This window comes from Micromonospora sp. NPDC005203, from assembly GCF_042872705.1.
Taxonomy (GTDB): Bacteria; Actinomycetota; Actinomycetes; order Mycobacteriales; family Micromonosporaceae; genus Micromonospora.
In genome coordinates this window covers 117,101-143,816 of the sequence record NZ_JBIAKV010000013.1, presented here as the reverse complement: position 1 = coordinate 143,816, position 26,716 = coordinate 117,101, and the positions used below count along the sequence as shown (strand labels likewise).

The 26,716-nt window shown below is 71.3% G+C and carries 23 protein-coding genes and 1 riboswitch; of the genes, 17 read left to right on the top strand and 6 right to left on the bottom strand.

All coding sequences use genetic code 11. The features are described from left to right. The first annotated feature begins 496 nt into the window (after positions 1-496). Both ACFYPM_RS25425 and ACFYPM_RS25420 read left to right on the top strand, forming a co-directional pair. The gene (locus tag ACFYPM_RS25425) at positions 497-1,891 is read left to right on the top strand and encodes an enolase C-terminal domain-like protein (protein ID WP_387201660.1); all 1,395 of its coding nucleotides are present in this window, start codon (positions 497-499) and stop codon (positions 1,889-1,891) included. Positions 1,892-1,900: 9 nt separating this feature from the next. Further along, entirely contained in the window at positions 1,901-2,623 is a 723-nt protein-coding gene (locus ACFYPM_RS25420) for a FadR/GntR family transcriptional regulator (RefSeq protein ID WP_387201658.1), read from the top strand. 104 nt (positions 2,624-2,727) lie between these two features. Here ACFYPM_RS25420 and ACFYPM_RS25415 read toward each other — a convergent pair whose 3' ends face one another. The 4 genes from ACFYPM_RS25415 to ACFYPM_RS25400 all read right to left on the bottom strand — a co-directional run bounded on the left by ACFYPM_RS25415 (position 2,728) and on the right by ACFYPM_RS25400 (position 6,848). Beyond that, positions 2,728-3,546 (bottom strand): ATP-binding cassette domain-containing protein, encoded by an 819-nt coding sequence (locus tag ACFYPM_RS25415; RefSeq protein WP_387201655.1) that lies wholly within the window; start codon positions 3,544-3,546, stop codon positions 2,728-2,730. Further along, entirely contained in the window at positions 3,546-4,601 is a 1,056-nt protein-coding gene (locus ACFYPM_RS25410) for an ABC transporter substrate-binding protein (protein WP_387201652.1), read from the bottom strand. The genes ACFYPM_RS25415 and ACFYPM_RS25410 overlap by 1 nt, the downstream gene beginning before the upstream one ends. A gap of 40 nt (positions 4,602-4,641) precedes the next feature. Further along, a complete protein-coding gene (locus ACFYPM_RS25405; RefSeq protein WP_387201649.1) occupies positions 4,642-5,649 on the bottom strand; it encodes an ABC transporter permease in 1,008 nt (335 codons plus the stop codon). A gap of 320 nt (positions 5,650-5,969) precedes the next feature. After that, on the bottom strand, positions 5,970-6,848 hold the full coding sequence (locus ACFYPM_RS25400; RefSeq protein WP_387201646.1) for an amidohydrolase family protein: 879 nt from the start codon (positions 6,846-6,848) through the stop codon (positions 5,970-5,972). 292 nt (positions 6,849-7,140) lie between these two features. Beyond that, positions 7,141-7,215: riboswitch (cobalamin riboswitch) on the top strand. Positions 7,216-7,273: 58 nt separating this feature from the next. Between ACFYPM_RS25400 and ACFYPM_RS25395 the strand changes: the two genes are divergently transcribed. The 10 genes from ACFYPM_RS25395 to ACFYPM_RS25350 all read left to right on the top strand — a co-directional run bounded on the left by ACFYPM_RS25395 (position 7,274) and on the right by ACFYPM_RS25350 (position 18,722). Further along, the gene (locus ACFYPM_RS25395) at positions 7,274-7,477 is read left to right on the top strand and encodes a CbtB domain-containing protein (RefSeq protein WP_357371846.1); all 204 of its coding nucleotides are present in this window, start codon (positions 7,274-7,276) and stop codon (positions 7,475-7,477) included. Beyond that, on the top strand, positions 7,468-8,238 hold the full coding sequence (locus ACFYPM_RS25390; protein WP_387201642.1) for a CbtA family protein: 771 nt from the start codon (positions 7,468-7,470) through the stop codon (positions 8,236-8,238). Before ACFYPM_RS25395 ends, ACFYPM_RS25390 begins: the two co-directional genes overlap by 10 nt. Then, positions 8,235-8,840, top strand: coding sequence for a histidine phosphatase family protein (locus tag ACFYPM_RS25385; RefSeq protein ID WP_387201639.1), 606 nt, complete (start codon positions 8,235-8,237; stop codon positions 8,838-8,840). The genes ACFYPM_RS25390 and ACFYPM_RS25385 overlap by 4 nt, the downstream gene beginning before the upstream one ends. Before the next feature lie 578 nt (positions 8,841-9,418). Then, positions 9,419-10,465 carry a polysaccharide deacetylase family protein gene (locus ACFYPM_RS25380; protein ID WP_387201636.1) on the top strand — a complete coding sequence of 349 codons (1,047 nt, stop codon included), beginning with the start codon at positions 9,419-9,421 and terminating at the stop codon, positions 10,463-10,465. A gap of 247 nt (positions 10,466-10,712) precedes the next feature. Further along, a complete protein-coding gene (locus ACFYPM_RS25375) occupies positions 10,713-11,672 on the top strand; it encodes an acetamidase/formamidase family protein (protein ID WP_387201632.1) in 960 nt (319 codons plus the stop codon). Positions 11,673-11,735: 63 nt separating this feature from the next. Next, a complete protein-coding gene (locus ACFYPM_RS25370; protein ID WP_387201629.1) occupies positions 11,736-13,154 on the top strand; it encodes a PQQ-binding-like beta-propeller repeat protein in 1,419 nt (472 codons plus the stop codon). 74 nt (positions 13,155-13,228) lie between these two features. Then, the gene (locus ACFYPM_RS25365; protein WP_387201626.1) at positions 13,229-14,332 is read left to right on the top strand and encodes an endonuclease domain-containing protein; all 1,104 of its coding nucleotides are present in this window, start codon (positions 13,229-13,231) and stop codon (positions 14,330-14,332) included. Continuing rightward, positions 14,329-15,057 (top strand): hypothetical protein, encoded by a 729-nt coding sequence (locus ACFYPM_RS25360; RefSeq protein ID WP_387201623.1) that lies wholly within the window; start codon positions 14,329-14,331, stop codon positions 15,055-15,057. The genes ACFYPM_RS25365 and ACFYPM_RS25360 overlap by 4 nt, the downstream gene beginning before the upstream one ends. Further along, positions 15,054-18,380, top strand: a complete 3,327-nt coding sequence (locus ACFYPM_RS25355; RefSeq protein ID WP_387201621.1) for an ATP-binding protein — start codon at positions 15,054-15,056, stop codon at positions 18,378-18,380. The genes ACFYPM_RS25360 and ACFYPM_RS25355 overlap by 4 nt, the downstream gene beginning before the upstream one ends. Positions 18,381-18,389: 9 nt before the next feature. After that, positions 18,390-18,722 (top strand): putative quinol monooxygenase, encoded by a 333-nt coding sequence (locus ACFYPM_RS25350; RefSeq protein WP_387201618.1) that lies wholly within the window; start codon positions 18,390-18,392, stop codon positions 18,720-18,722. Positions 18,723-18,802: 80 nt separating this feature from the next. Here ACFYPM_RS25350 and pdxY read toward each other — a convergent pair whose 3' ends face one another. Together pdxY and ACFYPM_RS25340 are read right to left on the bottom strand one after the other, a co-directional pair. After that, positions 18,803-19,654, bottom strand: coding sequence for a pyridoxal kinase PdxY (gene pdxY, locus ACFYPM_RS25345; RefSeq protein WP_387201615.1), 852 nt, complete (start codon positions 19,652-19,654; stop codon positions 18,803-18,805). 142 nt (positions 19,655-19,796) lie between these two features. Continuing rightward, positions 19,797-20,591 carry a S1 family peptidase gene (locus ACFYPM_RS25340; RefSeq protein ID WP_387201612.1) on the bottom strand — a complete coding sequence of 265 codons (795 nt, stop codon included), beginning with the start codon at positions 20,589-20,591 and terminating at the stop codon, positions 19,797-19,799. Positions 20,592-20,777: 186 nt separating this feature from the next. Between ACFYPM_RS25340 and ACFYPM_RS25335 the strand changes: the two genes are divergently transcribed. The 5 genes from ACFYPM_RS25335 (at position 20,778) to ACFYPM_RS25315 (ending at position 26,677) form a co-directional block, all read left to right on the top strand. After that, a complete protein-coding gene (locus ACFYPM_RS25335) occupies positions 20,778-21,209 on the top strand; it encodes an AbfB domain-containing protein (RefSeq protein WP_387201609.1) in 432 nt (143 codons plus the stop codon). A gap of 381 nt (positions 21,210-21,590) precedes the next feature. Then, a complete protein-coding gene (locus ACFYPM_RS25330; RefSeq protein ID WP_387201606.1) occupies positions 21,591-22,883 on the top strand; it encodes a cytochrome P450 in 1,293 nt (430 codons plus the stop codon). A 247-nt stretch (positions 22,884-23,130) separates the two neighbouring features. Beyond that, the gene (locus tag ACFYPM_RS25325; RefSeq protein WP_387201603.1) at positions 23,131-23,613 is read left to right on the top strand and encodes a helix-turn-helix transcriptional regulator; all 483 of its coding nucleotides are present in this window, start codon (positions 23,131-23,133) and stop codon (positions 23,611-23,613) included. 252 nt (positions 23,614-23,865) lie between these two features. Beyond that, entirely contained in the window at positions 23,866-26,256 is a 2,391-nt protein-coding gene (locus tag ACFYPM_RS25320; RefSeq protein WP_387201600.1) for a nitrate- and nitrite sensing domain-containing protein, read from the top strand. A gap of 16 nt (positions 26,257-26,272) precedes the next feature. Continuing rightward, positions 26,273-26,677: a roadblock/LC7 domain-containing protein gene (locus tag ACFYPM_RS25315; protein ID WP_184185936.1), complete on the top strand. Its 405-nt coding sequence runs from the start codon at positions 26,273-26,275 to the stop codon at positions 26,675-26,677. The last annotated feature ends 39 nt before the right edge of the window (positions 26,678-26,716 follow it).

Here is a 26,716-nt window from a genome sequence, read left to right as displayed (position 1 = left end):
CGGCCTCCGTGACGGTCGTCACCCACCACGCCGACCACGCCGGGGCGCGGTGGACCGACACCCGCGCGGCGCGGCACACGAACAGGTGTCGACATCCGGAAAGGTGTGATGTATTAAGTCTTTAGATGTAAAGATCCCTACCCATAATTAGGCGTCAATGCAGCTATCCGGAGTGGACATCTAATCTTCTGGGCCACTCCTCATATCCCGCACCACCGTCCTCATCGGGCCGGCGGTGCCGCAGCAGTGCCCGGGTCGAGGACGAGGTGCCACCCGTCGAAGGTGCCTACCAGCGCGGCGAATGTCGCCACCACCGCATTCAGCGCTCGCGGACCGGGTACTGCGATCACGGGGACCGCACACCGACGAATCTCCAGCACGAAGAAACATTGGATGTCTTCGATTCCCGACGGATCGACGTCGTTGACGCGTCGGATCGACCCTCCGTATACTCCCAGAGATCATCTGATCTTTAGCCTAACCGGGCGAGGAGCGCATGCCGCAGATCACCGCCGTCACCGTCGAGGACGTCCGCTTCCCCACCTCCCTGACCGCTGACGGCTCCGACGCCATGAACAAGGACGGCGACTACTCGGCGGCCTACGTCGTCCTGCACACCGACGGCGTCGACAGCAGCGGTGCGCCACTCGCGGGCCACGGCCTGACCTTCACCATCGGCCGGGGCAACGACATCGTCGTCGCGGCGGCCGTCCACCAGGCACAGCGCCTCGTCGGCGTCGACGTTGCGACGATGGCGGCGGACATGGGCGCGGTCTACCGTCTGCTCACCTCCGACTCCCAACTGCGCTGGCTCGGCCCGGAGAAGGGTGTCGTGCACCTGTCGCTGGCCGCCGTCCTCAACGCGTCGTGGGATCTGGTCGCCCGGGTCGCCGACAAACCGCTGTGGCGGCTGCTCGTCGACATGTCCCCCGAGCAACTCGTCGACATCGCGGACCTGCGCTACCTGTCCGACGCGCTGACCCGGGACGAGGCACTGGCCATCCTGCGCGCCAAGGAGAGCACGAAGGCGGCCCGTCTCGCCGAGCTCGACCGGACCGGCTACCCCGCCTACACCACCTCGGCAGGCTGGCTCGGCTACGGCGACGACAAGCTGCGCCGGCTGTGCCAGGAGGCGGTGGACACCGGCTACGGCTACGTCAAGCTGAAGGTGGGTGCCAACCTCGACGACGACATCCGCCGGTGCGGCATCGCCCGGGAGATCCTCGGTCCGGACCGCAACCTGATGATCGACGCCAACCAGGTGTGGGACGTCGGTCAGGCCATCGAGTGGGTCAAGGCCCTGGCGCAGTTCGAGCCACTGTGGATCGAGGAGCCGACCAGCCCCGACGACATTCTGGGCCACGCCGCCGTGCGCCGCGCCGTCGCTCCGATCGGAGTCGCCACCGGCGAGCACTGCCACAACCGGGTGATGTTCAAGCAGTTGTTCCAGGCCGAGGCCATCGACTTCTGTCAACTGGACACCGGCAGGTTGGCCAGCATCAACGAGATCGTCGCCGTGCTGCTGCTCGCTGCGAAGTTCGACATCCCCGTGTGCCCCCACGCCGGCGGTGTCGGGCTGTGCGAGATGGTCCAGCACGTGTCGGTGCTCGACTACGTCGCGATCTCGGGAGATCTCACCAACCGGGTCACCGAGTTCGTCGACCACCTGCACGAGCACTTCACCGACCCGTGCATCATCGCGGACACCGGCTCGGGCAGCGGTTACGTCCTGCCCCGTCAGCCCGGTTACTCCACCCGGATGCGCCAGGAGTCGGTCGAGCTCTACCGGTTCCCCGACGGCGGCTACTGGGCGGCGACGGACCCGACTACGGTGTCATCTTCGGAGCCGTACGTGATCGCGGGTGGGACGGCCACCCCCGCCGGCCGCTAGGGGGATGTCATGTCGCGCACCGACGAGGTGGTGAACGGCATCAAACGGATGATCCTCGAAGGGCGTTTCAAGCCCGGGGACCGGCTGCCCATCGAGAAGGACCTCGCCGAGTCGCTCGGTGTCTCGCGGGGCTCGCTGCGCGAGGGGATGTCGGCTCTGTCGATCCTCGGCATCGTCAACATCCGCCAGGGTGACGGCACCTACGTCACCAACCTCGACGCGCCGCAACTGTTGGCCCCGATGGGCTTCGTGGTCGACTTCCAGGGCCAGGGCGACCCACGGCACGTGCACATCGTCCGGCGGCTGTTGGAGTGCGAGGCCGCCCGGCTGGCGGCGACCAGGATCACCGACGAGGCCCTCGCCCAGGCGGGCGAACTGCTCGACGAGGCGGCGCGGATCGCCGGTCGGTCGCCGCAGGAGCACGAACGGATCATGGAGATCGACATCGCCTTCCACCGGATCATCGCGGTGCACGCCGACAATCCGGTGCTCGTCGGCCTCATCGAGGCGTTCGCCGGGCGCACCCTGCGCGGGCGGCTCTGGCGGAGCCTGCACGAGGAGGGCGCGGACCGGCGTACCCACGACGAGCACGTCGCGATCCTGAAAGCCCTGGTGGCCCGGGACCCGGAGCGTGCCCGGATCCGGATGGCCAACCACCTGATCGGGGTGGAGGAATCGCTGTACGGGCAACCCGCCGACGGTGATGCCAACGTCGAGCCGACCCGGTTCTGAGCAACCACCTCGGCGTACGGCGGCGCGCCGCGCGGCCACCCACGGCCCGACGGCTCCGGGGCGCGCCCTCGATCACGTGATCGCGCGCGCCCCGGCCGACGAGGTCAGCGCTCGTCCCGCTCTCCGCCGGTGCTCCCGGTCATCGCCGCGACCAGGTCGTCGGTGGTGACCTCGTCCGCGCGCAGCCGGGCCGCCCGCCGGCCGAGCCGCAGCACCTCGACGCGGTCGGCGATCTCGAGCACCTGCGGCATGTTGTGGCTCACCAACACCACCGACATGCCGGCGTCACGAGCCCGTCGGACGACGTCGAGCACCCGCCCGGTCTGGACGACACCGAGCGCCGCGGTCGGCTCGTCGAGGATGACCACGTTCGTCGCCCAGATGATCGCGCGCGCCACCGCTACGCACTGTCGCTGCCCACCGGACAACATCGCGATCGGGGTGGTGACCCGGGGGATCCGCACGCCCAGTTCGTCGAGGGCCGCGGCGGCACCCTGCCGCATGGCGCGCTTGTCGAGCAGTCCGAGCCGGCCGAGCGGCCCGGAGCGCAGGATCTCCCGACCGAGGTACAGGTTGGCGGCAACGCTGAGATCGTCGGCGACGGCGAGGTCCTGGTAGACGGTCTCCACCCCCGCGCGTCGGGCGTCGACGGGCGTGGAGAACTGGACGGGACGGCCATCCACCCGGATCTCGCCCTCGTCGGGCGGGTGCACACCGGACAGTGTCTTGATCAGCGTGCTCTTTCCGGCGCCGTTGTCGCCGATCAGCGCGACGACCTCACCCCGGTGGACCGTGAAGTCGGCGCCGCGTAACGCCTCGACGTGCCCGAACCGCTTGACGATGCCACGGGCTTCGAGGACCGGTGGTTGCTCGGCGGTCGGTTGCGTGTCGCTGTCGGCGGTAGCCGTCGGGGTCGCGCCCATCACTGCACCGGCGGGTTGGCACAGCTGGGCTCGAGCACCGCCTTGATCTCCGCGGAGTCGATGTTCTCCTTGGTGACGAACGTGACGCCGGTGTCGGCCGACGCCAGCGGCGCCTTGTCCCGCAGGTGCTTGACCATCTTGTCGACGCCGAAGTAGCCCATCTTGAACGGGTTCTGCACGACCAACGCCGAGATCTGGCCGCTGCGCACCCCGGCGATCTCGTCCGGGGCGGCGTCCCAGCCGATGATGACCACCTTGCCGGACTTGCCGGCCGCCTGGATGGCCTGCGCGGCGCCGAGCACGCTCGGCTCGTTGGCCGCGAAGATGCCGGCGAGGTTGGGGTTGGCGGTGAGAATGTTCTCGGTGACGCGTCGCGCCTCGTTGACGTCGCTGCGGCTGGGCTGCTGGCCGACCAGCTTGAGGTTGGGATACTGGGCGAGGCCGGCCTTGAAGCCGTCCACCCGCTCGGTGTTGGTCTGCGATCCCGGCTGGAACTCGACGAGCGCCACCTGGTGGTTGCCGGGGCCGAGTTCGGTGGCGAGCAGCTTCGCCGCCTCGGTGGCCGACGCGCGGTTGTCGGTGGCGAACAGCGGCACGCTCGACGGCTGTGGGCTGGTGCCAGAGTCGATCATCGCGACCGGGATCTTCGCGGCGAGCGCCTGGTCGGTCGCGGGCGCCAGCGCGCTGGAGTCCGTCGCCGCGTACACGATGCCGTCGACCTTCTTGGTGACGAAGTTCTGGATCAGGTTGACCTGACCCTCGACGTCGGTCTCGGTGGTCACCCCGTCCCACTGGACGGTGACGTCCCCCGCGCGCTGCGCGGCGCACTCCGCGCCCGCCTTCACGGTGTTCCAGTAGTCGGCACCGACGGCCTTGGGCACGACGGCGAGCTTCAACGGGCCGCTGGCGTCCTTCGTCGCGCCGTCGCCGCCGCCGTCGCGGACCTCGACCCCGCCGCAGGCGCTGAGCAGGGCGGTCGCCGCGGCTGCGGCCAGAACCGCTCGTACACCCAGGATCGACCGTCGCGTCCGCCGGCTGGTGGTGGTGTGCGCCATGGTGTGTGTCCTTCCTCGTTCGGAGTCTCGGAATGGCATGTCAACCCCGTGATTCCAGCCGCCGGCGGCGGTACTGGTCGAAGTAGACGGCGGCCCAGATGATCAGGCCGACGATCACCTGCTGGTAGTGGATGCTGATGTCGAGCAGGACAGCGCCGTTGCGCACCAGGGCGATGAGGAACGCGCCGATGATGGTCCCGACGATCCGGCCCTGGCCACCGAACAGGCTGGCGCCGCCGATGACCGCGGCGGCGATGACGTCGAGCTCCAGGGAGATCCCGTAGTTCGGCTGGCCGGAGTTGACCCGGGACGCGGCGATCATGCCGCCCAGCCCGACCAGGACGCCCGCCAGCACGTACACGCCGGTTAGGTGACGCCCCACCCGGATGCCGGAGCGGCGGGCCGCCTCCAGATTGGAGCCCATCGCGTAGGTGTACTGGCCGAAGCGCGTCTGGGAGAGCAGGAAGGCGACCCCCACCGCGACCAGGACGGTGATCACCACGGCGAACGGAATGCCGAGGATCTCCCCGTTTCCGAGCAGCTGGAAGGATCGGGGCAGCCCGTAGACGCCGACCGCGCCGGTGATGATGAAGACGAGGCCGCGGCCCACGGACATCGTGCCCAGCGTCGCGATGAACGGCGGAATCCGGGCCGCGGTCACCAGCAGCCCGTTCAACAGGCCGGCCAGCGCGCCGACGCCGATCGCGACCACCGTCGCCGCCCAGAGCGAGAAGCCGAGGTCGCGGACGACCATCGCTCCCACGACGCCGGCGAGCGCGGCGACCGACCCGACGGACAGGTCGATGCCCTTCGTGATGATGACCATCGTCTGCGCCGTGGCGATGATGGCGATCACCGCCGTCTGCGCTCCGATGTTGAAGAGGTTGTCCGCCGTCAGGAAGTAGGGACTGGCGACGGTCAGCGCGACGAACAGGACGACGAGCGCGGTCGCGGCGGTCAGCTCGGAGACGGCGTGGGAGATCCGTTCGCGGAACCAGTCGCTGAGTTCGCCGCGGCGGCTGCCAACGGATGCCTCGACGGTGCTCATCGTCGGATCTGACCTCCCCAAGCGTGGCGCCGGCGCGCGACGGGGGAATCCTCGGCGAGCCGGCGACCTCTGAGCCTCCGCGCCTCCTCGGCGGGGTGCGCGGGCTCGTGCCCCGCGCACCCGCCGAGATAGGTCGGATGTTTCCCTCGATCAGGCGTTACCTTGCCACGCATTGACTCATGTTGCCAAGGTCTTACGGGCATGTTGTCGGGGTGACCCGGCACAGGCACGGCATACGTCTGATCAAACTGGCACAACCTGCGGCTCAACGACAGGCCCGCCCCGAGGTGCGGCCCGTCAGTCGGCGGGCCGCCGCGGCGTCACGCCGGGTCCAGCCGGTACGCCCGCCGGGCCGTCCGACCCCAGATGGCCGCCCGCTCGTCGTCGCCCAGCGGGTCCAGCAGTTCGGTGAGGGCCTCGACCCAGCGTGCGTACGGGGAGGCGAGCAGGCACACCGGCCAGTCCGAGCCGAACATCAGCCGGTCCGGGCCGAACGCGTCGAGCGCGTGCTCGACGGCGGGCCGGAGGTCGGCCGTCGTCCACGAGGGACCGTCCACCTCGGTCACCAGACCGGAGAGCTTCGCGGTCGTGTTGGGTTCGGCCGCAAGCGCTTGCAGGTCGCGCGGCCAGTCGCCGAGACTGGCGTGCCCGAGCGAGGGCTTGCCGAGGTGGTCCAGGACGAACCGCATCTCGGGCAGGTCGCGGACGAGCCGGGTGGCCGCCGGCAACTGGTGGTCGCGTACCAGCAGATCGAAGGCCAGGCCGGCGGCGCCCACCGCGGCGATGCCCCGCCGGATGTCCGGGCGGTCGAGGTACGCCGGGTCGGGCTCGGACTGGACGAGGTCACGGATGCTCACCAGTCGCTCTCCGCCGCGCGCCGCCCGCAGCCGCTCGAGGCGATCGCCCACGTTGTCGGCAGCGAGGTCGACCCAGCCGACGACCCCGGCGATGAGGGGATCGTCAGCCGCGATGCCCAGCAGCTCGGGCGTCTCCGTCCGGACCGCGATGGACTGCACCACGACGGTCTGGGTGACTCCGGCGGCTCGGGCCACCGGGGCGAGATCGAGCGGGGTGAAGTCGTGGTCGATCTCGGCCATGGTGTGCGGATCGATCCAGGGCTGCGGGTGCCGTGCCCGGACCCAGAGATGGTGGTGCGCGTCGACGATGCCCTGGCCCGACGCGGCCCCGGTGCTCGTCATCGGACATGTCCTGGCGTGCTCACGTGCTCTCCCCCACCCCGCCCAGTCATTGGTCTGACGTCCGGCTCGACCCGGTGTTACGGAACCGATCCGGCAGTTTGACCATGTTAGCGGTAACAGCACGCCGACGGGGTCGCCGAGCACGCGCTGCGGCGCAACCAAGCATCATATCTTTAGAATCCAAGCCTGTCGATACCGTCGCTCGTTGCGGTTTGCTGGCACGCCCCCGGTCGCGGGTTGACCGCCTGCGGCGACACCGATACCGTCGACCCACTATCTGCGGAGACGCGAGGGAAGCCGGTGTGATTCCGGCGCGGTCGCGCCACTGTAAGCGGTCCCGCCCCAACGGGGCCGCGAGCCAGGACGCTCGGTCGTCCGCAGCCTTGCGATGGGGACGCGTCATCCCTGGGGAGGTTCGTGATCTTATGTCTGCTTCCACGTCCAGCCAGCCGTTGGTCCGTCCCGCTGGCGACTCACGTCTGTTGTGGACGGTGCTGGCCACCGTCGTGATGCTCAGCCTGCTGGCCTACCTCGTCGCCTTCGATCAGGGAGCAGTCTCGCGCAGCGGGATGTACCTGCACGAGCTGATGCACGACGGCCGGCACCTGCTGGGTGTCCCGTGCCACTGACGTCCGCCACCGCTCCTCAGTTCGTCACCGTCCTCGTCCGCGGCCTGCTCGCCGGCCTGATCGCCGGCCTGCTCGCCGGGGCGTTCGCCTACGTTGCCGGCGAACCGCGCGTCGAGGCGGCCATCGCGATCGAGGAGGCGGCGACGCACGCCGAGCCCGCGGCCGGCGGGCACGACCACGAGGACGCCCTGGTCAGCCGCACCGGTCAGCGCGGAGGCCTGTTCCTGGCCACCAGCCTGTTCGGCGCCGCGATGGGTGGCCTGCTGGCCACCGCGTACGTCCTGCTGTCCCGCCGGCGACGGACCTACGACGACGGCCGCTCGGGACTGCTGCTGGCCGGGGCGGCGCTGCTCGGCGCGGTGATCGTGCCGTTTGTAAAATATCCGGCGAACCCGCCGGCCGTCGGCGACCCGGCCACCATCAACCAGCGCACCGTCACCTATCTGTTGATGGTGGTGCTCGGTCTGGTGGCGGTGTGGGCCGGCTCCCTCGGTTATCGCGCGGTCGGCAGCGCGGCACCGCTGTGGCAGCGCGCGGCCGCGGCCGCTGGCGGCTTCCTGCTGGTCGCCGTGGTGTCCTACGTGGTGATGCCCTCCTTCCAGGAGGTCCCGGCGGACTTCCCGGCGGCCCTGCTGTGGGACTTCCGGCTGGCCTCGCTCGGCACGCAGGTGGTGCTGTGGACCGGGATCGGCCTGTTGTTCGCGGCCCTGATGCACCACGAGCTGCGCCGCCGGACCGCCACGGCGCTGCCGAGCAGGTGACCGCCACCAGCCTCCGGCTGGTCGCCCACGGTCACACCGTCGCCCTGCGTCGAGCCCGCTTCGGTGGGCCCGACGACAGCCTGGACGAGGGCGGCCTGCGTGCCGTCCGCGCCCTGGCCGACGCCGGTCAGGACCGGCGCGGGCACCTGAGTGCCGGCGACGCCTGCCTGTCGAGTCCGGCGGCGGCGGCCACCCAGACCGCCGACGCCCTCGGCCTGCACCCCACCATCGAACCGGCGTTGGCCGACTGTGACTACGGCGACTGGACCGGGCGGGCATTCGAGGAGATCGCCGTCGAGCAGCCGCAGGCGCTGCACGAGTGGCTGACCGCACCGGACTCCGCGCCGCACGGCGGCGAGTCCGTCACCGCGGTACGGGACCGGGTCGGTCACTGGCTGGACGGGCAACGGGGTGTCGGTCGGCGGATCACCGCGATCACCCACCCGCTGGTGATCCGAATCGCGGTCGTGCACGCCCTCGACCTGCCGTTGGCGACCTACCGGCAGGTGGACGTGGAGCCGCTGGCGATCGTCCGGCTCACCGGTCGGGGGGCACGCTGGCAGCTCCGACTGGGCGCGCCGCGCGCCCACTCCTCTGCATGATCCGCCTCGCGTCAGCGAAGTCGGGGCATCGAAGTCCTCTCGATGCCCCGACTTCCGTCGGACCGAGTCGATCAACGTCCGAACGCCGACGGCCCCGACGTCCTCGTTCGGTGCGAACCCGGAGCCGTCGACCGTGATCGACGTGCCGCGCCGCGATCAACTCGGTCTTCAGAAAGTCGCGGTGTCCGGGCTGGCGCGACACACCGATGTTCAGGAAACCGAGTCGATCACGGCGGGGCGAGACCGACCAGGGGCCACCGATACTTCCGGCTTCCCTTCCGGACCATTCCGGGTGGCAATGCATCCGTCGGATTGATCCATTGTGGCTACGCACGATGCGCCCCGGTCGCTCCCGGCCGATGAACATGGGATCGATCCCGAACGCTGCCGTTGATCGGTTCCGGAGCATTTCCGGAACTTGTTGACGCATCGGAAATCCCGCTGTAATACTCCGATCCATCGAGGTCAATGCAATCGGCGTCGTGACGAATGCGGTTTGACCTCCCCACTCATCCACACCTGACCGGACCGTGCCGCCCGCGCTCCGGGTGCGTCCGGCCGGCGAGAAGGGGCATCAGATGAGCAAGGTCTCCCCCAGCACGGCCCCGCGGTCGAGGCGGTTGCGCGCGGCACTTGCCGCCCTCACCACCGCCGCCGCGATGTGCGGCGTCGTCCTCGCCGCCACCTCGGCCCCGTCGAGTGCCGCCACCTGCAACGGCTACGTCGGCCTCACCTTCGACGACGGACCGACCGGCAGCACCGGCGCGCTGCTCAACGTGCTGCGCAGCAACGGCGTACGGGCCACCATGTTCAACATCGGGCAGAACGTCCAAAACAACCGGTCGGCAGCGCAGGCGCAGGTGTCCGCCGGCATGTGGGTCGCCAACCACAGCTGGAACCACGCCCACATGACCTCGATGAGCCAGTCCCAGATGCAGTCCGACCTGTCCCAGACGAGCTCGGCGATCCAGTCGGCCACCGGCGTCCGACCGCAGTTGTTCCGGCCTCCGTACGGGGAGACCAACTCGACCCTCCAGTCGGTCGCGTCGTCGCTCGGCATGCGCCAGGTGATCTGGGACGTGGACTCACAGGACTGGAACGGCGCGAGCGTCAGCCAGATCGTGTCCAACGCGAGCCGCCTCCAGGCGGGTCAGGTCATCCTCATGCACGACGGCATCCAGAACACCCGCGACGCGATTCCCCAGATCATGGCCAATCTGACCAGCCGCAACCTGTGCCCCGGCACGATCTCGCCGTCCACCGGTCGGGCGGTCGCGCCCGACGGCACGACCCCGCCGCCCGGCACCGGCACCCCGCCGCCCGGCACGGGGACTCCACCGCCCGGCAATGGCAGCTGCACCGCGACGGCGACGACCCCCAACGTCTGGGGCGACCGGTACAACACGTCGGTGACGGTCAGCGGCGCCAGCACGTGGACCGTGGTGGTGGCCATCACCGCACCGCAGCGCGTCTCCACCACCTGGAACGGCACCGCCACCTGGGACAGCAGCGGCACCGTCATGACCATGCGGTCCAATGGCAGCGGCAACACCTTCGGCTTCACCACGATGACCAACGGCAACAGCAGCGCCCGTCCCCAGATCCGCTCCTGCACCGGGGGCTGACCCCACCCGGACCGCCTCGCCGTGGGGGGGGGGGGGGGGGGGGGGGGGCGGGCGGGCGGCGCCCCCCCCCCCCCGGCGGGGGGGGGCCGGGGGGGGGGGGGCGCCGCCCCCCCCCCCCCCCCCCCCCCCCCCCCCCCCCCCGGGGCCCCCCCCCCCCCCCCCCCCCCGGGGGGGGGGGGGGGGCCCCCCCCCCCCCCCCCCCCCGGCGCAACGCGCAGCGCGGGTCAGGTGTCACTAGCCTGCATTGATGCGACACACCCTCACGCCCGGGGACGACACCCTGCACGGCCACTTCTCCTGCGATTTCGCCCCCGTGCTCACCATCGACCCCGGCGACACCGTCACCTACCGCACCCTGGACTGCTGGTGGTCGGCCGGCCCGTATCCCGGTGGGAACAACCGGGACCGACCCCGGGCGCCGCAGCACCGGGCCGACCACGGGCACGCGCTGATCGGTCCGGTCGCCGTCCGCGGCGCCCGCGCCGGTCAGACCCTTGCGGTACGCATCGACGCGGTCGTCCCGGCCACGTGGGGCACCACCGTGGCCGGCGGCTGGCCCAGCGACTTCAACCGGCGGTACGGCATCGAGCAGGAAGGTGTGGTGCATTCCTGGGATCTGGACCCGGTGACGATGACCGGCCGCAACCAGCACGGCCACACCGTCACGCTGCAGCCCTTCCTGGGTGTGCTGGGCATGCCACCCGCCGAGTCGGGGCGTCATTCGACGATCCCGCCGCGCGCCTGTGGTGGCAACCTGGACTGCAAGGACCTCACCGCCGGCAGCACCCTGCTGCTGCCGATCCCGGTCGACGGCGCGCTGTTCTTCGTCGGGGACGGACACGCCGCACAGGGCGACGGCGAGGTGGGCGGCACCGCCATCGAATGTCCGATGGACGAGGTGACGCTGACCTTCGACGTCCGCCACGACTTCCCGGTCACCGGGCCGGTGGCCCGGATCGCAGACGCCTGGCTGACCCTGGGTGTCGGCACGTCCCTCGACGACGCCACGTTCATGGCTCTGGACTCGATGCTGACCCTCATGCGGCGGTTGCACGGGCTCAGCCGCCCGGATGCTGTGGCGCTGGCCAGCGTCGCTGTCGACGTACGGGTGACGCAGATCGTCAACCAGACCGTCGGTGCGCACGCCGTGCTGCGGGACGACGCGCTGCGCTGGCCGGGCGCCGATTCTGTCGGGGGCAGCCGTTAGCGTATGGGCACTGTCGCCGCGCCGGCCCGCTCAGGCCGGTCGCTGACCCCCTCGGAGGCCCCCATGTCCCAGGAGACGACCTACCTCGAACTGTCCGAAGTGGACGGTGCGCACAAGTTCTACGAGGTCATCGTCGACGACGCCACGCTGACCGTGCGCTACGGCCGGATCGGCGACCAGGGGCAGGTCAAGGCCAGCGCCTACCCGGACAACACCCGTGCCCGAGCGGCCGCGGCGAAGAAGATCGGGGAGAAGGTCCGCAAGGGTTACTCGCCGGCGGTCCCCGGTGTCCGACAGAAGCGCACCGTCTCCCGGCGGCAGATCGTCAGCACCCGCTCCACCGCCCAGACCGCCCCGGTGCTCTGGCGCTACGACTCCGGCGCCCCCGCATTCGGCATCTTCGTCGACGGGCAGCACTGCATGGTCGGCAACGAGCACGGTGTGATCACCACGCTCGACCACAACGCCCAGGTGCGCGGCCAGGTCCGGCTCCCCGACGGGGTGAAGTGCATCGTCGCCGACGACGCCTGGGTCTACGCCGGCTGCGACGACGGCAACGTCTACGACCTCTCCGGCAAGGTGCCCCGGGTGGCGTACGCGATCGCCCCGGAGATCGACATCTACTGGCTGGACATCCACGACGGCGTCCTGGGTGTCTCGGATGCCGACGGCGGGATCACCGCTGTCGACCACGAGGACGAGTTCCTGTGGCGCAGGCCCGGGCGGGGGCGTGCGGCCTGGATGGTGCGGTGCGACGACGACGCCATCTACCACGGCCACTCGCGGGGCGTGACCGGCTACGAGTGGCGTACCGGCCAGGAACTGTGGCACACCAGCACCGGCTCGGTGCTCTTCGGCTGGCAGGAGCACGGCAGCGTGTTCGCCGGGACCAGCAGCAGCGAGGTGGTGCGGCTGTCCAAGGCCGGTCGATTCGAAGGCAGCTACCGGTGCGACGCCCCGGTGTTCTCCTGCGCCACGGCCGAGGGCGGCAGGTACGTCTTCGCCGGTGACAGCCAGTCCTCGATCTACTGCTTCGACGCCGCCGGCACGCGGCTGTGGAAGCTCGGCACCGGCTGCGGCTCGGCGTATTCGATGCAGTATCACGACGATCGGCTCTACGTCGTCACCACGGGCGGCCATCTCGCCTGCATCGACGCGAGCGAGCCGGCGATCCGGTCGGCCCAGGCCGGGGACGTGCCCGAGGTACGCGACATCAAGGCCCCCCGCCAGGCGCCACGGCCCGTCGAGCCGACGATCGTCGAGGTGACGAGCGACGCGGGCGCAGGCGTGGTCGTGCAGTGCCTCGACGATCGGGGGCGGCTGCGGGTCCAGGTGCTGTCCGACGGCTACCGGCGCGACTGGTCGGTGCAGTTCCCCAAGGGAATCCGCGAGCCGGGCGCCCGCTACCTGGTGACCGAGGTCCGCGAGTCCAGCCGCGGCGGGTACTACCGGGCGTTCGGCGACATCCGCCGACTGCGCTGACTGTCGGTCGCGGCCGTCGAGCCGGCACACCGACGGGACACCGGTCGGCCTCTCCGGTGTCATAGGGTGCCGGCATGGTGCAACCCGTCCGGGCCGGCGGCGGGGCCAACGGGGTCTGGTGGGCGGCCCCGCCCGTGCGGCGGGTGAGTCACCTGCCGGCCGTCGACCCTGAGGTGCTGCGGGTGGCACTCGACCCGTTGCCGCCGGAGGCGCCGGCGGTCGTGCACTACCGGCCCACGGTGGTGGGTCCGCTCGGCGACCTGGTGGACGACCTCCTCGACCAGTTGGACACCGCGGCGCTCGCCCTGTTCCCCAGTTGGCTGGCCGGCGCGGACCGTTTCGACAGCGACGGCACACTCGGTGTGGCGGCGGTACGCGCCCTCGCCTCCCGTGCCGCAGCCCACTCCCGGCACTTCGGGCCGTTTCTCGCCGACCTCGCCGAGCGTGGGCTGCGCGGTCCGCGCCGCCGCGCCGGCCGGTCCCGCTTCGCCCCGGGGGTACGCGCCGCCGGTCTCGCCCGGGTGCTCGCCGAGGCGTACGACAGGGAGGGCTGTCTCCTTGTCATCGCTCTGCCTGACCTGGGCGCGGATGCCGAGCGGACGCTCGTGGCCGCCGCCGAGTGGCTCGTGCGGCACGGCGGCTTCACCGTGTGGTTGGCCGGCGGGGTCCTGCGCCATGCCGACCGGGTGCGGTCGGTGCCGATGCGGGTGCCCAGACGGTTCGCCGAGCTGGCCAGTTCGACCGACCCGCCGGCGGCCACGTCGGCACGATCGGGCCCGACGGTGCTGGCCTGGCCGCCGATCGCGGGCGTGCCGCGTGCTGACAGCGCGGCCGAGCAGGCACTGGAACGCGCGCTCGCACCGCACGAGTGGGCGCGGGGCCGGCGGTGGAACCACACCTACGAGTGGCACGTGCTGGGTGCGTCGTACCGGCTGGATCTCTTTTGGCCCGTCGAGGGTCTTGCGGTCGAGGTGGACGGCCCGGAGCATCGTGGGCGAATCGCTTTCGCCAACGATCGGCGGAGAGACGTGCAGCTGCAACTGCTCGGGCTGGACGTGCTCCGCTTCACCAACGAGCAGGTGCTCACCGACGCGCCGGCGGTGGTTGACGGGATCCGTCAGCTACTGGCCCGGCGACGCGCGGGCGGCACGCACACCGATGGAGATGAGAGATCATGACCAGCCCGGCGAACGTCCCGCACCTGACGCCGAACCAGATCAACGCCCTCGTGGTGCTGATGGTCGAGGCGCGCCGAGTCACCAATGTCGAGCTGAGGGAGCTGGCCGGTTTCACGCTGACCGGCCAGGACAACAAGAAGCTCGTCGACCTGGGGTTGGTCGACACCGATCGGACGCACCGGCCGTTCGCGCACGAGCTGACCGACGAGGGCTGGCGGGTGGCACGTCAGCTGCACACCGCCGCGCCGCCGAAGCAGGGCGGTTCGACGACCCGGTCGCTGTTCGTCGTCCTGTCCAACCTGCACCGCTCGCTGGACCGGCTCCGGGTCAGCCACGGCGACTTCTTCAAGCACACCGAGGCAACGGCCCCGGCGCCGACGGCGGCAACGATGACGGCACCCAAGGCGGCAACGACGGCGGCGACGGCGGCAGCACCCGCAGCGGCGGCAGCACCCGCAGGAGCGGAGGTGGAGGCGCTGGTTCGTTCGGCGTACCGGGATCTCGCCACCGCGCCGGGCGACTGGGTCGGCCTCGCCGACGTCCGTGACCGGCTCACCGACACCGACCGGGCCGCCCTGGACGCGGCGTTGCGGGCGATGGTCGGCCGAGACGACGTCCGCATCATCCCCGTGGCGAACACCAAGTCCCTGACCGCACGGGACCGGGCTGCGGCCGTTCGCATCGGGAACGAGGACAACCACGCCCTGGCGATCGGCCCGGCATGATCTCGGACGACCAGCGGGCCGCGCTGGAAGCGGTGAGCCTCAACCCGGCGGTCACCCCGGACGACGTCTGGCGACCCAGCCCGCACAACGTGCCGGAGCTGCACGAGAAGGTGGCCGCGGAGATCCTGCGCGGGGTGGCGCGGGCCCGCACCGACGACACGAGCATGCCGCTCGGCGTGGCCATGCAGGGCCGCGCGGGCGCGGGAAAGACGCACCTGCTCGGGGCGGTGCGCGAGCGGATCCAGCGAGACGGCGGCTACTTCTTCCTCGTCGACATGGTCAGCGGCAAGACGTTCTGGGAAAGCGTCGCCCTGGCCCTGGTGGAGGGCATGGGCCGCACCCACGTCGGCTGGGGCACCCAGCTGAAGACGTTCCTGCGCCGACTCACCCCTCAGCTCGGCCTGCCGGTGGAGGTCCGCGACGCGGTCGCCGGTGCCCGACCGGTCACCCGCGCGCAGCTCGACGCCTTCATCCGGGCACTGCGCGCCCGGGACCGGGAGGTCGGGCGGGACGCCCAGGACACCGCTCGGGCGCTCGTCCTGCACGGTGCCATCGACTTCGAGGCACAGGACGTGGGGTACGCCCACCTGATCTCCGAACCGGGCGACCCGGCCGCGCGGGCGGCGTGGGGGTTGAGCGGCGCCATCCGACCCCCGCAGCAGATCGTGCAGGACATCTCCCGGCTGATGGCCCTGACCCTGGACCCCACGGTGATCGCCGTGGACCAGCTCGACACGCTGTTCGCGCAAACCAGCACCTCACTGCTCAACCACCATCAGGGGCTGGAGGACGGGCAGGCCAGGGTGCTCGGTCCGATCGCCGACGGCCTCCTCAAGCTCCGCGACATCACCCGTCGTACGCTTGTCGTCGTCTCGTGTCTGCCGGACACCTGGGTGCTGATGACACGTACGGTGCCCACGCCGGTCGGTGACCGGTTCCGGACGGCGACCCTGCCCGACCGGATCCCCACCCCGGAGATCGGGCAGGCCATCGTGGCGAAGCGCCTCGCCGCCGCGTTCGGGGGTCCGCGCTTCGTGCCACCCCATCCCACCTGGCCGATCGCCCCCGCCGCCTTCGCCGACGCGCCCACCCTGACGCCACGCGCCCTGCTGCGCCGGGTGGACCGGCATGTGGCCTGGTGCCGCGACCACGACGAGATGGTCGAACTCGACCGCCTCATCGACGGCACCGACTCGACGCCGACGGCGAGCACCGGGCGCGGTGCGACGGCGGATCCAACGACCGTCGAACGCCGCCTGCGCGAGTTGGACGAACGGTTCGCCGAACTGGTCGAGGCCGCGGATGTGTCGGCCGCCGTCGACCCGGCCGGCGAGGACGAGCACATGCCGCCGCTGCTCGCCGCCGGCCTGGCCGCCTGGATCGCCGAGCAGGCGCCGACCGGTGCCACCTACAAGTACGACCCGCCGCCGGGGCGCAAGCCCGCGCTGCACGGCCGGTTGATCGAGGTGCTCGACGAGGCCACCGAGAACGAGGCGCACTGGTGCTTCCGAGCCGTCGCGCACCCGAACGCCATCGCGGTGACCGCCCGGGTCAAGGCCGCCTGCACGCTCGCCGGACTGGACCGGGACCTGCCCCAACGGCGACTGATCCTGCTGCGCAACGGCGGGTGGCCGACCGGCAGGCGTACCACCGAGGTGTTGACCGGCTTCGACGCGGCCGGCGGCGTGCGGCGCGGGGTGCTGGAGGCGGACCTGCGGGTCTTCGCGGCGCTGCGGGTGCTGGCGAACGAGCCGTCCACGGCCCTGCAGGAGTGGCTGGTGTCGCGTCGTCCGGCCAGCGGCACCGAACTGTTCCGGGCGGTCCTGCCCGGCCCCGAGCAGCCCCGCGACGACACGCCGCCGGCAGCTCCCGACGACGGGCCGCCGCCGCGAGGTGCCGAGCCTCCGTCGGTTGGTGCCGAGCCTCGGACGGCTGGCGACGCGCCTCCGGCGGGTGGCACCGTGCTTGCGTCGGGCGGCGAGGCCAGCCCGACCAGCGCGCCGGTCGACGACGGGACCGGCGGGCGGTCGACCGGCCCGACCGCCGCGGCCGGACCCGCTGACTCCGGCGACCTCGCGGTCGACGCCAACGGTGCGACCATCGGGCTCGGGCGGACGGTCGACGGCGGCCAACCGTTCATGGTGGCCCTGGAATCGTTGCGCCGTCACACCGTCGTGTTCGCCGGGTCCGGTTCGGGCAAGACGGTGCTCATCCGTCGACTGGTCGAGGAGTGCGCCCGCGAGGGGGTCTCCGCGATCGTGCTCGACCCCAACAACGACCTCGCCCGGCTCGGTGACGCGTGGCCCGCAGCACCGAGCGGCTGGGGCACCGGCGACGCCGAACGCGCCACCGACTACCTGGCACACACAGAGGTGGTGGTGTGGACGCCCCGAGTCACCGCCGGTCGGCCGTTGAGCTTCCAACCACTGCCCGACTTCACCTCACTGCGGGACTGGCCCGACGAGTTCGACCAGGCGGTCCGCTCGGCCGTGGAGGCGCTCGCGCCCCGCGCCGGCGTCGATCGGTCGAGCAGGCTCGCCCAGCAGGGCAAGGCGGTCCTCACCGAGGCCCTCCAGGCGTACGCGCGAAGCGGGTTGGTGGGTCTGCCCGGCTTCACCGAGTTCCTCACCGACCTGCCCGAGGGGGTCAGTCGGTTGGCCCGCGCCGCAAAGCTCGCCGAGGAGTTGGCCGAGGCGCTCAAGGCGGCGATGGTGACCGATCCGCTGTTCGGTGGGGTCGGCGCACCGGCCGATCCGGGGCTGCTGCTGACGCCGTCGCCGGGGCGGCGGGCCCGGGTGTCGGTGATCAGCTTCGTCGGCCTCACCTCCGACCAGGAGCGGCAGAGCTTCGTCAACCAGTTGCAGATGGCGCTCTTCGCGTGGATCAAACGGCATCCCGCCGGGGACCGACCGTTGGGTGGGCTGTTCGTGATGGACGAGGCGCAGACGCTCGCCCCGTCGGCCGGCACCACGGCCTGCACCGCCAGCACGATCGCGCTGGCCTCGCAGGCCCGCAAGTACGGGCTCGGGTTGGTCTTCGCCACCCAGGCGCCCAAGGGTTTGCACAACCAGATCTCCGGCAACGCGACGACGCAGTTCTTCGGGCTGCTCAACGCGCCCGCGCAGATCGACGCGGCCCGGCAGCTCGCCGAGGCCAAGGGCGGGCGGCTTCCGGACATCGGCCTGCTGAACAGCGGCGAGTTCTACGCCGCCGGGGAGGGATTCTCGTTCGTCAAGGTCCGTACCCCGCTGTGCCTGACCCACCATCCGAAGGCGCCGTTGACTCCCGAGGAGGTCGTCGCCCGCGCCCATCCGGCTGGGTAGCCTGAGCCCATGATCTTCATTACCGCCAAGTTCCGGGTCCTGGCCGAGCACGCCGACCGGTGGCCGCAGATCGCCGCCGATTTCACCGAGGCGACGCGCGCCGAGCCGGGCTGTCTGTGGTTCGACTGGTCCCGCAGCGTGGACGACCCCGCGGAGTACGTGCTGGTCGAGGCGTTCCGCGATGACCAGGCCGGCGCCGCCCACGTGCAGTCCGCTCACTTCCGCGCGGCGCAGGAGACCCTGCCGCCGCACCTGGCCGAGACGCCGCGCATCGTCAACGCCACCGTGGCGCAGGAGGACTGGTCGCTGCTCGGCGAGATGGCCGTACCCGACGGCCGCTGAACGTCGCTCGGGACGCGGTCCCGGCCCGCTGACCATCGTCGCGGTCCGGGGCCGCCGCTGGTGTCTCCCGACCCGCCGCCTCAGCGCAGCCGGCGGGCGGTGAACCGGGCCGGCGGATCGGCGATCACGTCCTGCGCGGCGATCAGCTGGATCTCCCGGGTGCCCGCCGCGAGGGTCTCCTCCAGCACGGCGTAGACGGAGGCGATGGTGCGTTCCAGCGCCGTCGCCGGCGAGCCGGTCGTGCACAGGTGCGCGAGGTACAGAGCCGCGGTGACGTCGCCCCCGCCGTTCGGGTTGATCGGCAGCAGCGGGGTGGTCACCGCCCAGGCGCCCTCGTCCGAGACGGCCACCACCTCCAGCAAGCCCGGTGGCAGGTCGCTGTGCAACACGCTGGTCACCAGGACGTGGCGGGGGCCGGTCGCGCGCACGACGTCGACCGCGTCGAGCACCTCCGCCAGCGAGGTCGTCGTCCGGCCGGCGAGGAAGTCCAACTCGAACTGGTTCGGGGTGATGATGTCCGCGCGCGGCACGACGGTGTCCCGCAGGTACTCCGGAATGCCCGGCCGGACGAACATCCCCCGTCCGACGTCGCCCATGACCGGGTCGCAGCAGTACACCGCGGCCGGGTTGGCGGCCTTGACCTTCTCGACCGCGTCCAGGATCACCGCGCCCATGGCCGGGTCGCCCTGGTAGCCGGACAGCACCGCGTCGGCGGTGCCGAGGACCCCACGGTCCGCGATGCCCTCGATCACCTCGGCCACGTCGGCCGCCGGCAGCATCGGCCCACGCCACGCGCCGTACCCGGTGTGGTTGGAGAAGTGCACGGTCAGGACGGGCCAGACCTCGTGCCCGAGGCGCTGCAGGGGAAAGGCCGCAGCCGAGTTGCCGACGTGACCGTAGGCGACCGACGACTGGATGGACAGGATCTTCACCGGCCCATCATCGTCGTCGCGGCCGGTGTCGCACACCCGGCCCGCCGAATCTGTCGGGTGGCCCACTCGCCGCCGGCCCCTCGGTGACGGCACGACGGGCGACCCAGACATCGTCGTCCGGGTCGCCCGAGCGGTCGTACGGTCAGCCGCCGAGGCTCGCCGCGGCGGAGGCGATCGACGAGGCGAAGTAGCTCACCTGGGTGTAGACGCCCGGGTAGTTGGGTCGGGCACAGCCGTTGCCCCAGCTGACGATGCCAACCTGGATCCAGGCGTTGCCGGCGTCGCGGCGGAACATCGGGCCGCCCGAGTCACCCTGGCAGGTGTCCGTGCCGCCGCTGGCGTACCCGGCGCAGATCTCCTGGGCGGGGATGAGGTCGCCGCCGTAGTTGGCGTTGCAGGTGGAGTCGCTGACAAATGGCACGTTCGCCTTCAGCAGGTACCGCTGCTGGCCACCGCCCTCCCGCGCGGCGCCCCACCCGGCGACGGTGAAGGTGCCGCTGTCGTACGCGGTCGTGGTGGCGATCGGCAGCGTGCTCAGCCCGGTGACCGGGGTGGCCAGCCGGATCAGCGCCCAGTCGCGGCCGGCGCCGTTGTAGCCGGGAGCACGGTAGACGTAGTTGGACCGGACGGTGATCCGGCTGGACGACTGGAGGTCGACCGTCCCGAGCGTCGCGGTGATGCTGGTGGTGGTGCCGGTCGACCCCACGCAGTGCGCCGCGGTGAGCACCAGCCGGGGGCTGTACAGCGCCCCGCCGCAACCCATCGAGAGCCGCACCATGAAGGGGAACTCACCCGCAGCGGCGCGGGTGCCACCGACGACGTTCGGCGTCATGGGGTTGTCGGCCGCCGCGGCCGGCGCGGTGAGAGTGAGGCTGGCCGCGGTCACCGCGGCCAGCGCGGTGGCCAAGAGGCCAGTGAGGGTACGCCAGCGAACCATGCAGTCCTCCGCATCAGGATGGCACGCCTCGTGAGCGCACCCTATTCGCGATAGCGGTCATCATATTGAGAACTATGGATCTAGAGGGTCATCCTCTCTGGGTCGTACCACGAAGGCTATGGATCTCATATTGGCGCGGAAGCGTTGACGGCCGACCCGCCGTGGCCCGGTAACGTGACACAAGCAATGGCAGATGTCGATGCGCATGTCGGCAACACCCGGCGGTCGTTGCAGGTGACCACGCCCGGCTTCACCAACCGCTACCCGCGGCACCGGGACAGCCTGGCCTACACCGAGGTGGTCGACGCCGCGACCTCCAGCATCCTCAGGGCCGACGCCACGTACACGATCCGGGTCGGGTTGGCCGGCACCGGTTGCTACTCGCTCGAGTCGGTCAACGTCCCCGGGCAGTACCTGCGCCACCAGAACTCCCGGGTCCACAACTCAGCCGACGACGGCTCGGCGCTCCTACCGGCCGACGCCACCTGGTGCGCACGCGTCGGACTGACCGGCACGGGCGTGTCGCTACACACTGACGCGGTGGGCCGCCGACAGCACCTGGGCCATCACCACCCCGTGGGCACCCTGACCGCGCCCGCGGCCACCACGTCGCAGTAGGACGTCGCGGGAGGCTCCGGTACGGCCGAGGGACTCCCGCGACGCGCGGGCCGCCGTGGCGGGTCCGGGCCTTCCCGGGCGGGCAGCGACCGGACGCGAGCGTCACCTGCCGTCGCGGAGGTCGTTTCTCCGGTCATGAGGGAGAACGGCGGACCGGCGGCAAGGGCCGGGCCGCAACTTGCATCCGGCCGACCTCAGCCGTCCATTGCAATACGCAATCAGACCGACAATAAATAGATGTCTGCCAATCTTGACTTGCGCCGTCGCTCAGCGCACCGTAAAGAGCCAGAGGCAGATGCGCGCCATTATCGGCCCGACTGACACGGATCACCACATGGAGGCGCTGCCGGTTTTATCGCCGCGTTCACCAGGAGGCGTTCCATGCGGCTGAATCCGTTCGCCGGCGTTTATCTCACCGATCCGGCAAGCATGTGGCGGCGGATCCTCGACGACCCCGGCGAGGTGCACCACGCCGAGGACCTCGACCTGTGGTTGATCAGCAGGCACGCCGACGTCCGACGAGCCCTCGCCGACACCACGACGTTCACCAACGCCCGCACCCTCGCCCCGGTCTACCAGGTGTGCCCCGAGGCGATGAACGTGCTCATCCAGCTCGACGCGCCACCCACCACGGCCGCCGCGGACCCACCGGTGCACCCCCGCACCCGCCGGGCCCTGCGGGCGACCTTCGCGAACACCGCCGAACGGGTCGAGGCCGAGTACGGCGCGATCGTCCGACGGAGGGTCGACCAGCTGGTCTCCCGGCTCGCCGCCCGCCAGGGCGAGCGGGTCGACCTGATCACGGAGCTCGCCACCGAGCTTCCGCTGCTGGTGGTCCTGGACATCCTCGGGGTGCCCGACGGGGACGTCGCACGGATCCGGAGCTGGGCGGACGGTCAGATCGCGCTCGTCTGGGGGCAACCGGACCCGGCCGAGCAGGTACGCCTGGCGCAGGGCCTGCTGGACTTCTGGCACTACTGCGAGAAGCTGGTCCGCCAGCGCGTTGACGATGGGCACCCGGGTAACGACTTCATCGGCCGGGCTCTGGCCTACCGGGACGGCGACGACGCCGTGCTGACCGTGCCGGAGGTGGCGAGCCTGGCCTTCAACCTCCTGGTCGCCGGCCACGAGACCACCGCCGGCCTGCTCGCGCACGCCCTCGACCAGGCCCTGTCGAGTCCTCGGCACTGGACGGACCTCACCGCCGACCCGGGGGGTGTTCCCGCGTTCGTGGCCGAGACCCTGCGGTTCGCGCCCGCCATCGACGGCTGGCTGCGGGTGACAAGCCGCGACGTCACCCTGGGGACGGTGACGATTCCCGCCGGGGCACGCTGCCTGTTGCTGATCGGGGCGGCCAACCGTGACCCCGCGGTTTTCGCCCACCCGGACCAGTTCGCTCCAGACCGGACGGACGTGGGCAATCACCTGTCGTTCGGCCACGGCCCGCATTTCTGCATTGGCGCGGGATTGGCGCGGCTGGAGGCCCAGATCGCCATCACCAGACTCACCGAAGCCATTCCCGGACTCCGCCTGGCGACCGCGCAACAGCGCTCGTACAAGCCCAATGTCGCGTTTCGCGCCCACCACACGCTGCTCGCGGTAATCGATGTCGTGGCACCCGCCGACGTTCCGGCGACGCGCGATGCGGCAACCCCGGAAGCGGCCGCCGCGTGACGTGGGCGTGCACCGGCAGGCTCGCCCGCGCCCCGGTCGAGTGCGGGCCGGGCGGCGTCGCCCACCGCACCCGGCGCAGCCCGGCCCCGCCACGCACCTTTCCGCTCTGCCCGACGATTCCGGACGGTGAACGTCTTCACACCCATCGCATCCTGGGTTAAGAATTGCCACCTATGAATGTTCAGCTCATCGGCGAATCTCGATCTGGTGTCCGCTGCTGATTCCCCGTAGCCACGAAGGTGAGCGCATGGAGCACACGTCCCCGTCGAGCGCTGCTCCCTCTGCGGCCAGCGAGCGGTTCCGCTGGGAGCTGCGCGACTGTCGCGTTCGGCGGGGCCTGACCCAACGGGCCCTGGCGGATCGGGTGCGGTTCAGCCGGGAGACGGTGGCAGCTGTCGAGTCGGGTCGCCGGTTCGGCAGTCACGAGTTCGCGCTGCGCTGCGACGACGTGCTCGGCACCGGCGGCCGGCTCGCGGCGCTGTGGCCACAGGTGGCCGCCGAGCAGTTGGCGGCCGACGGCCGCCGCGGCCCCCGCGCGCCGCAACCACTTCGGCGGGATCCGCCGGTGCCGCGCCAGCGGGCTCGACGCGACGCACGCGACCCGGGCGCCGTGGTGGACGCGATCGACGAGCTGCGTGAACTGATCGGTCAGGTACTCAACGGCCCACCCGACCCGGACGACGCGCAGCGGCGACAGCAGCGGGTGGACCCCCTCGACGACCAGCGCTGACCGCACCGTCCGGCTCGGTCTCGCGGTGTCATCGGCCGCTGACGTTGGGTACAGATGCTGGTACGGGCAGTTTGTACCACGGCCAGGTCTGGTCTACGAGCGCGGCTTCCGGCCGAATGGGACTTGCATTCGGCAACGTGCGGATAGACCGTCATCGACGAGTCGTGGGAGTCAATCTTGGCGTCGAGCACCCGGTCCCACGCGGCCAGACCCTACCCGACCCGCCGTCGCGGCTGGAAGATTGCCGGGCGGATGCGCCTCATCGTCGCGGCACCACTCGTCGCCGTGATCGGCTTCGCCGGTCTCGCGCTGACCGAGAGCGCACGCCAGACCATGCGCGCCAGCGACCTGCGGATCCTGGCACAGGTCGGCGCGGAGGCCGGTGACCTGGCCTACCGGCTGCAACGCGAACGCATCGCCGCCGCCGCCCTGCTCACCTACCCCACGCCGGAGCAGCAGGACACCTTCGGCGTGGAGTTGGCCGCCACCGACGACGCCGTCGCCCGCTACCGCGCACAGCGCGACCGGCTGCCCGCCGACGTCGGCGCCAACCGCGCCCTCCTGCGCCGCGTCGACGCGGCCCTGGACAGTCTCGCGCCGCTGCGCACCCAGGTACGCACCGCGGCGCACGCCTCGGTGTCCGCGATGACCTTCAGCTATCGGATCGCGATCGCCGACCTGATCAGCTTCCGGGAGAACATCTCGCACGGCGTGGTCGACGCCACCCTCGCCGACGGGATCCGCGCCTCGGCAGCCCTGTCGAAGACGGCCGAGGCGATCGGTCAACAGCAGGTTGCCGTGCTGCGCGCGGCGGTGGGCGGCGACCTCACCCCCGCCATGCAGCAGGACATCACCGCGGCCCGGACCAGCTACACCGAGTCGAGCCTGTCCTTCCTGGCCCTCGCCCCGCCCGAGTGGAGCGTCTGGTGGGAGCAGGCCGGGACCGGCAAGGAGGCGCTCGCCCTGCAACGGATGCAGGACGAGGTGTCGCGGGCGCAGCCGGGGTCACGACTGCAACTGGAGACCGCCGGCTGGGTGTCCACCACCCAGGCGCGTGCCGCCCGCCTGGCCGACCTGCGCGCACGGGTCGACGCCGCGGTCGGCGCCGACGTTCGGGCCGCGCACGGCGACCAGCGCCGCCGGGCCGTGGCCGAGGCGGTCGGTGTCCTGCTGGCACTGGTCCTCACCGCCCTGGTGACCTGGGCCGTCGCCCGGCAGATCACCCGGCGGCTGCGGCGACTACGGGACGCGGCGAACGCCGTGGCGTTCGAACAGCTCCCCGCCGTGGTGGCCCAGCTCCAGCAACCGGGCAGCGCCGCCGTCGACCCGCACAGGCTCGCCCGCCAACAGGCCTCCGCCGCCCTCGAACCGTCCAGCGACGACGAGATCGGCGAGCTGGGCCAGGCGTTCAGCGCGGTGCACCAGGCCGCCGTGCGGACCGCCGCCGAGCAGGCCGTCATGCGCGCCAACACCGCCGACATCTTCATCCACCTCAGCCGCCGCGAACAGCGACTCGTCGACGCCGTACTGGCCCAGGTCGACCTGGTGGAACGGGACGAGACCGATCCCGACCGGCTCCACCAGCTCTACACGTTGGACAATCTGGCGACCCGGATGGGACGCATCAACGCCAGCCTGCTCGTGCTCGGCGGCGTCGGTGTCGGTCGCGTACGCCAGCGCGACATCCCGCTGCAACAGGTGCTCCAGGCGGCGCTGTCCCAGATCGAGCACTACGCGCGGATCCGACTCGGCATGATCGACGCAGACGTCGCCGTGGCGGCCAAGAGCGTCGACGAGGTCGTGCACCTGCTCGCCGAACTCATGGACAACGCCACGACGTACTCGCCAACCGGCAGCGAGACCTGGGTGAGCGGTCGAAGCCTGGGTGACCGCGTCATCGTCCAGATCAGCGACGAGGGCATGGGATTGTCCGCGCAGCGGATGCAGCAGCTCAACGAACTCCTGGCCAGCCCGCCGGCCATCGACGTGGCGGCCGTACGGGCGATGGGACTGGTCGTCGTGGGCCAGCTCGCGTCCCGGCTCGGCGCCACCGTCCAACTGCGACGCGGCCCCCGACGCGGCACCCTCGCCGAGGCGACGCTGCCCGCGGCGATCATCCGGTCACTGCCACCGGAGGAGTACCTGCTCGCGCCCGGCCGCCTCTCGCGGCGGGCGGCGCGCACGGCCAGCCCGCCGCCGCCGTACCAGCCGCGTCCCGAGCCCACCGCCGGACGCCCACCGGCCGAGCGGTCCCTGCCTGCGGCGCCGGTGTTCCGACCGACTCCCCCACGCCCGGACCGGGGTGACGCGCCCACCGAGGAGTTGCTCATCTTCGAACAGGTCAACAACTGGTTCCAGACGGATGCCGCCGACGGCACCGACGGCCGAGAGTGGTCCAGCCCCGCCGACGACGCCTGGCACACCGCCGCCCGGGCGCACACCCCCGAGGTCGCCACGACCACCACGTCCGGCCTGCCCAAACGGGAGCCGCAACGGCACCTCGTGCCTGGCGGTGTGACCGTGCCGCAGCAGCAACAACGATCCGAGTACCGCGATCCGGCCCAGGTGGCCTCGGCGATGGCCGCGTACGCGCGGGGTGTGGCGAACCGGAGGCGCACCCCGATCAACCTCGGCAACTCATGACGCGACAGGAGAGCACGTGAGCGACCAACAGGATCTCGGCTGGCTGCTGGACAGCTTCGCCGCGCGGGCGAGCGAGGTCAGCCATGCGATCGCCATCTCCAGCGACGGCCTGATGGTGGCCGCCACCCGTGACCTGCCCCCGGACCGGGCCGACCAGTTGGCCGCGACGGGCAGCGGACTGGTCAGCCTGCTCCGCGGGGCGGCGGCCTTCTTCGACGCCGGCGCCGTGATCTCCAACGTCACGCAGCTCGAAGGCGGGTTCATGTTCTCGATGGCCTTCAACGACGGCGCCTCGCTGCTGGTGCTCGCCGCACCCGAGTGCGACGTGGGCAAGGTCTCCTACGAGATGACCGAGCTGGCCAACCGGATCGGGGACGCCCTGACCCCCGCGGCCCGGGCGGCACTCGCCCGCAGTCGCTGACAGCCCCGGCGCCCCCACGCCGGAGACCCACTTCCCCTG